At 56.8% G+C, this 6,998-nt stretch carries 5 protein-coding genes; all 5 read left to right on the top strand.

Annotated features, from left to right (window positions below):
• Positions 1-1,197: MFS transporter (locus tag M0974_RS01505; RefSeq protein WP_297831750.1), on the top strand; the 1,197-nt coding region annotated here is incomplete at its 5' end.
• A gap of 250 nt (positions 1,198-1,447) precedes the next feature.
• Positions 1,448-2,437 (top strand): phosphate ABC transporter substrate-binding protein PstS family protein, encoded by a 990-nt coding sequence (locus M0974_RS01500; RefSeq protein WP_297831748.1) that lies wholly within the window; start codon positions 1,448-1,450, stop codon positions 2,435-2,437.
• Positions 2,438-2,875: 438 nt separating this feature from the next.
• The gene (locus M0974_RS01495) at positions 2,876-4,909 is read left to right on the top strand and encodes an ABC transporter permease subunit (RefSeq protein WP_297831755.1); all 2,034 of its coding nucleotides are present in this window, start codon (positions 2,876-2,878) and stop codon (positions 4,907-4,909) included.
• Between the two features lie 69 nt (positions 4,910-4,978).
• On the top strand, positions 4,979-6,595 hold the full coding sequence (gene pstA / locus M0974_RS01490; RefSeq protein ID WP_297831752.1) for a phosphate ABC transporter permease PstA: 1,617 nt from the start codon (positions 4,979-4,981) through the stop codon (positions 6,593-6,595).
• A 105-nt stretch (positions 6,596-6,700) separates the two neighbouring features.
• Positions 6,701-6,998, top strand: a 298-nt coding sequence (locus M0974_RS01485) for an ATP-binding cassette domain-containing protein (protein WP_297831745.1), incomplete at its 3' end; no start/stop codon positions are given.

Here is a 6,998-nt window from a genome sequence, read left to right as displayed (position 1 = left end):
CTGGAATTCTACGATTTCATCATTTTTGTATTTTTCGCCACCGTGGTCGGCAAATTGTTTTTCCCGGCTGACATGCCCGAGTGGTTGCGATTGATGCAAACCTTCGGCATTTTCGCGGCCGGTTACCTGGCGCGACCGTTGGGTGGCATCGTCATGGCGCATTTTGGCGACCTTTTGGGGCGCAAGAAGATGTTCACCCTGAGCATTTTCCTGATGGCCGTACCGACGCTGATCATGGGCTTGCTGCCGACCTACGCGCAAATTGGCCTGTTGGCGCCTCTGTTGCTGCTATTGATGCGGATTATCCAGGGCGCAGCGATTGGCGGCGAAGTGCCGGGTGCCTGGGTCTTCGTGTCTGAACACGTACCGGCGCGCAGTATCGGCTACGCCTGCGGCACCCTGACCGCTGGGCTAACGGCGGGCATCCTCTTGGGTTCGTTGGTCGCCACACTGATCAACAGCCTTTATAACCCCCAGGAAATGTTGGATTACGCGTGGCGAATTCCGTTCTTGCTGGGTGGCGTGTTTGGGCTGCTGTCGGTCTACCTGCGCCGCTGGTTGCACGAAACTCCGGTGTTTGCCGAGCTGCAGGCGAGAAAGGCGCTGGCAGAGGAAGTACCGCTCAAAGCGGTGCTGCGCGACCACCGTGGGGCGATCGTGCTGTCGATGTTGCTGACTTGGATGCTCTCCGCGGGCATCATCGTCGTGATTTTGATGACCCCTACCGTTTTGCAGACCGTGTACGGCTTCTCCCCGGGCACTGCGCTGAAAGCTAACAGCTTGGCAATCGTCTGCCTGAGCCTGGGTTGCATCGGGGCCGGTTCGCTGGCCGACCGTTTCGGCGCTGGCTGGGTGTTTATCCTCGGCTGCCTGGGCTTATTGCTCAGTTCGTGGACCTTCTACCACAGCCTACAAGCCCATCCAGACTGGTTGTTCCCGATGTACGCCATGACTGGATTGTTCGTCGGCGTAGTCGGCGCCGTTCCGTACGTTATGGTTCGTGCATTTCCGGCGGCAGTGCGGTTTTCCGGGTTGTCGTTCTCCTACAACCTGGCCTACGCAGTCTTCGGCGGTTTGACGCCCATGGTTGTTACGCTGATGCTCAAGAACAGCCCTATGGGGCCAGCGTGGTATGTGGCGGTGTTGTGTGTGATGGGGATGTTGATTGGGGTGTATCTGTTGAAAAAGCGCGTCTGATTTTTCAGCAAATTCGGGTAGCTCCTCTGGCCACCTAATAAGTATCCAGTTGTTACGAAATCGCGGTTAGGACGGCTCGAAAAAAGCGCTGATCGCCAAGCCCGCCAAGGCCTTCAACCCTGCAGTGGCCATCCCGAATCCCTGATGATGGCCAGTCATCTAATTGTCACATAGCTTTCATAGAGTGTTCATACGGCATTCAGATACTTGCCCCAGATTCAGCACCTATAAAATCTAGCAGGAGCAATGTATGACTTTTAAGCGATTGATGGCGGCTTTGACGCTTGTCGCCGCAGGTATAGCCACTGCCAATGCAGTAGCAGCGGTTGACCCTTCTATCCCGTCCTACACCAAGACTTCCGGTGTTTCCGGCAACTTGTCCAGCGTGGGCTCCGACACGCTCGCTAACCTGATGACCTTGTGGGCTGAGGCTTACAAAAAAGAATACCCAAGCGTGAACATCCAGATTCAAGCGGCGGGCTCGGCGACGGCGCCACCTGCGTTGACTGAGGGTACCTCGAACCTGGGCCCCATGAGCCGCAAAATGAAAGACACCGAACTGGCGGCGTTCGAAACAAAATACGGCTACAAGCCAACCGCCATCCCGGTCGCGGTCGATGCGTTGGCGATTTTCGTGCACAAAGACAACCCGATTCAGCACCTGAGCATGGAGCAAGTGGACGCGATCTTCTCCGCGACCCGTCTGTGTGGCGCCAAGGCTGAAGCGAAAACCTGGGGCGACGTCGGCGTGACCGGTGACTTGGCCAACAAGCCTATTCAACTGTTTGGTCGGAACTCGGTGTCCGGAACCTATGGTTACTTCAAAGAAGAAGCCCTGTGTAAAGGAGACTTCCGCGCCAACGTTAACGAACAACCCGGTTCGGCGTCAGTTGTAAGCTCGATCAGCAGCTCGCTGAACGGCATTGGTTATTCGGGTATTGGCTACAAAACCTCCAGCGTGAAAACCGTTGCCCTGTCGAAGAAGGGTGGTACCGAGTTCATTGAAGACAGCGAAGAAAACGCACTGAGCGGCAAATACCCGCTGTCGCGTTTCCTGTTCATCTACGTGAACAAAGCGCCGAACAAGCCACTTGCGCCGCTGGAAGCTGAGTTCGTTAAAATGGTCCTGTCAAAACAGGGTCAAGAAGTTGTCATCAAAGACGGCTACATTCCACTGCCAGCCAAAGTTGCCGCTAAGGCTTTGGCTGACCTAGGACTGCTGGAAGGCGCTGCCAAGTAGCAATGACTAGGTAAAAACGACCGGCGCCACCGCGATTTTCTGCGCTGGTTCAAGGATATAAGCGGGCCCGGATTGATCGGGTTCCGCTACAGGTTTAGTAGTCCGCTGCCAGAAGGTTTGGGCGGCGGATTTTTTGCGTCTCTGGACTGTAATGTTTTTGTCATAAAGGACGGCTAGGGTGAGCGCATGAATGATCTGGCAAACTCCACCATGACTCCAAAGTCTCCACCCGAGCGAATTGACTTCAATACGCCTGAGATGAAACGCAAGCGGCGCTTTCGCGCGCTGAAAGACAAGCTGACCCAATGGTACGTATTCGTCGGCGGCTTGGCCGTTCTGGCTGCGATCACGTTGATTTTTTTCTACCTTGCCTACGTCGTTGCGCCATTGTTCCAAGGTGCCAAACTGACCGCTGAAACAGCGCTCAGCCCTGCGTGGATGCAGGACGCAGGCAATCCGTTGATGATCACCATTGAAGAGCAGAACCAAGTCGGGCTGCGAGTTTCCGACAAGGGTGAAGCCATATTTTTCCGTATTGAAGACGGCGCCGAACTCAAGCGTGTTGCCCTGGCGATTCCGGCGGGCGCGACCGTTACCTCTATCGGCGAAGATCAGCCGGGCACGCCATTAATGGTGCTGGGCTTGTCCAACGGGCAGGCGTTGGTGATCAAACATAGCTACCTGATCAGTTATCCCGACAACAAAAAAACCATTTCCCCGGCTATTACGTATCCGTACGGCGAAGCTGCGCTTAGCCTGGACGAGCAGGGTCGGCCGTTGGAGCACGTTAGCCTGAATGCCACTGACAAGGCATTGGTGCTGGCGGGTGCTACCGGCGCGCAATTGCATGTTCTCTCCCTGACGCAGGAAGAAAACATGATGACTGGCGAAACCACCAGCGAGCAGGCACGCATCGAGCTTCCGCAGATGACCGAAATGGTCAAAGCGATTTTCATCGATCCCCGCCAGCAGTGGTTGTACGTGATCAACGGTCGGGCCCAGGCGGATGTGTTTAGCTTGCGCGATCGCAGCCTGAACGGGCGCTATAAGCTGCTTGAAGATGCCGACGCTGAAGTGTCCGCCAGTACGCAATTGGTCGGTGGCGTATCGTTAATCATCGGCAGCTCCAAGGGTGGTCTGGCCCAGTGGTTCATGGCCCGCGATACCGACGGCGAAATGCGTTTCCAGCACATTCGTGATTTCCAAATGAGCACGGCGCCGATTGTGCGCATCACCGCAGAACAGCGCCGCAAAGGTTTCGTCGCGCTGGACGCTTCGGGCAAGCTCGGTGTATTCCACAGCACCGCGCACCGCACGTTGCTGGTCGATCAAGTCGCTGAAGGCCCCGGTATCCTCGCGTTGTCGCCCCGTGCTGACGAAATCATCGTCGAGCAGGGTGGCAAATTGCTGCCGATGACCTTGTCCAACCCGCACCCGGAAGTGTCGTGGAGCGCGTTATGGGGCAAGGTCTGGTACGAAAACTATGACTCGCCGCAATACGTGTGGCAGTCCACCGCCTCGAACACTGATTTCGAACCCAAGCTGAGCTTGGCACCGCTCACCTACGGCACCTTGAAAGCGGCGTTCTACGCCATGTTGCTGGCAGCGCCATTGGCGATTGCTGCGGCGATCTACACCGCTTACTTCATGGCTCCGGGCATGCGCCGCAAGGTAAAGCCGGTGATCGAGCTAATGGAAGCGATGCCGACGGTGATTCTCGGCTTCTTCGCCGGACTGTTTCTGGCGCCGTATCTGGAAGGTCACTTACCGGGGATATTCAGCTTGTTACTGCTGACACCGGTGGGGATTTTGCTCGCGGGCTTTCTCTGGAGCCGTTTGCCGGAATCGATCCGTTTGCGGGTGCCGGACGGTTGGGAGTCGGCGATTCTGATTCCCGTGGTGTTATTGGTCGCTTGGCTGTCGCTGGGCATGAGCCCGCACCTGGAGAACTGGTTCTTCGGCGGCGACATGCGCATGTGGATCTCCAACGACCTGGGCATTACCTACGATCAGCGCAACGCGCTGGTGGTCGGGCTGGCGATGGGTTTCGCGGTTATTCCAAATATCTACTCCATTGCAGAAGATGCCGTGTTCAGCGTGCCTCGCGGTTTGACCCTGGGCTCATTAGCCCTCGGCGCGACGCCTTGGCAGACGTTGACCCGCGTGGTGATTCTGACCGCCAGCCCGGGAATTTTCTCGGCGTTGATGATCGGCATGGGCCGCGCAGTCGGCGAAACGATGATCGTGCTAATGGCCACCGGTAACACGCCGATCATGGACATGAACTTGTTTGAAGGCATGCGCACCTTGGCGGCGAACGTCGCGGTGGAGATGCCGGAGTCTGAAGTCGGCGGCAGTCACTATAGGGTGCTGTTCCTCGCAGCATTGGTACTTCTGATGTTCACCTTCGTGATGAACACCCTTGCGGAGCTGATTCGTCAGCGTCTTCGCAAGAAATACTCATCTCTCTAAGGAAGGTAGAAGTCTGTGAAACAGAACTCCCTCAAGAGCTGGATCAAAAGCGGCGCTCCCGGCGTCTGGATGAGCGCGGGCGCGGTGTCTATTGCCGTGATCATGACCCTCGGCCTGCTGACGGTGATTGCTGTGCGTGGCCTGGGCCATTTCTGGCCGGCGGACGTAGTGCTGGCGCAGTACAACGTGCCCAACGAAGCCAATCATGTCCTGATCGGTGAAGTCGTACAGAAAGAGGAGGTGCCCCGCGCACGCCTCAAAGGGGCAGGTTTGCCTGTCCCCGATGTCGGCCCGGAATTCATGACTCGCGAGTTGTTCAAGGTCGGTAACCGCGACACCAACCCAAGTGACTTCACCTGGGTGGTTGGCGAGTGGTTGACCGAACAAAGCACACCCAAAGAGCTGATGACCCTGGAGCGCCGCGAGTGGGGCAACTTCTACGGCTATCTGGTCAACATAAAAGAGAACGGCAAAGTCATCGCTGAAGGCGAAGCGGCATGGCCGATCCTGCAAGAGCGGATCAACCGCGTTGAAAAACTTGCCGATGAATTGAACGGTCTCGAAAAGAAAGACATCGGCGCCATCAACCACGGTATCGAGCGTCTGCGCCTGCACAAGCGCAAGCTGGAGTTGGACGGCAAGCTTGATGCGGCCGCTCAGGCGGACATGGACAGCGAGCGAGCTGAATACGACGCTCAATACAAAAGCATTGAAGGCCGTTTGGGCGCGCTGCACGAAGCGTTCAACCGCGACAGCCTGACCGCACGGGATGCCAACGGTAAAGAAGTTGAAATCAGCGTGGGCAAAGTGGTTCACGCTTATCAACCCAACGCGATGAGCACGCCGACCAAACTGGGTTTTTACTTCAAGAAGCTTTGGGAATTCCTTAGCGAAGACCCACGTGAAGCCAACACCGAGGGTGGGATCTTCCCGGCGATTTTCGGCACCGTGATGATGACCCTGATCATGGCTGTGATCGTGACACCGTTCGGCGTATTGGCGGCGGTCTACCTGCGTGAATACGCAAAACAAGGTCCGGTTACTCGGCTGATCCGCATTGCGGTGAACAACCTCGCCGGGGTGCCCGCAATTGTTTACGGGGTATTTGGCCTTGGCTTCTTCGTGTACGTGCTGGGCGGCTCGCTGGACCGACTGTTTTTCCCCGAAGCACTGCCCGCACCGACCTTTGGTACGCCGGGCTTGCTGTGGGCTTCGTTGACCCTCGCACTGCTCGCCGTCCCGGTTGTCATCGTCGCCACCGAAGAGGGCCTGGCGCGTATCCCGCGCACGGTGCGAGAAGGCTCGTTGGCATTGGGCGCGACCAAGGCTGAAACGCTATGGAAGATTGTCCTACCCATGGCCAGCCCGGCCATGATGACCGGCTTGATTCTGGCGGTTGCCCGCGCTGCTGGTGAAGTGGCACCGCTGATGTTGGTGGGCGTGGTGAAACTGGCACCCTCGCTGCCGGTCGACGGTAACTACCCGTACTTGCACCTTGATCAAAAAATCATGCACTTGGGCTTCCACATCTATGACGTCGGTTTCCAGAGTCCCAACGTCGAAGCCGCACGGCCGCTGGTCTACGCGACAGCGCTGTTATTGGTGTTGGTGATCGCCTTGCTCAACCTGTCTGCGGTGGGGCTTCGTAACCACCTGCGTGAAAAATACAAAGCGTTGGAGAGCTGAAGATCAGCCCCAAGCCCCAAGCTACAAGCTACAAGCCGCTTTTGCTTAATACTTGAAGCTTGTAGCTAGCAGCTTGCAGCTTAAAGCTACAAACGGAGTGAGACCATGCCACATGAACCCCATACCCACGGCATCAATATGTCGGCTTTAGGGCGCAACAAACTGAGGCTTGATCTGGCCAACGAGTCTGTGGCCATTGAGGTGCCAGGTTTGAGCCTGTTCTACGGCGATAAACAGGCCCTATTCGACGTCAGTTTGAACATTCCCAAACAGCGCGTGACCGCTTTCATCGGCCCGTCCGGCTGTGGCAAGTCGACCCTGCTGCGTACGTTCAATCGGATGAACGATCTGGTCGACGGCTGCCGCGTAGACGGTGCTATCAACCTGTACGGCCACAATATCT

The organism is Pseudomonas sp. (assembly GCF_026224925.1).
Taxonomy (GTDB): Bacteria; Pseudomonadota; Gammaproteobacteria; order Pseudomonadales; family Pseudomonadaceae; genus Aquipseudomonas.
Note: the sequence above shows the minus strand (reverse complement) of the source record. Positions and strands in the feature narration are given on the sequence as shown.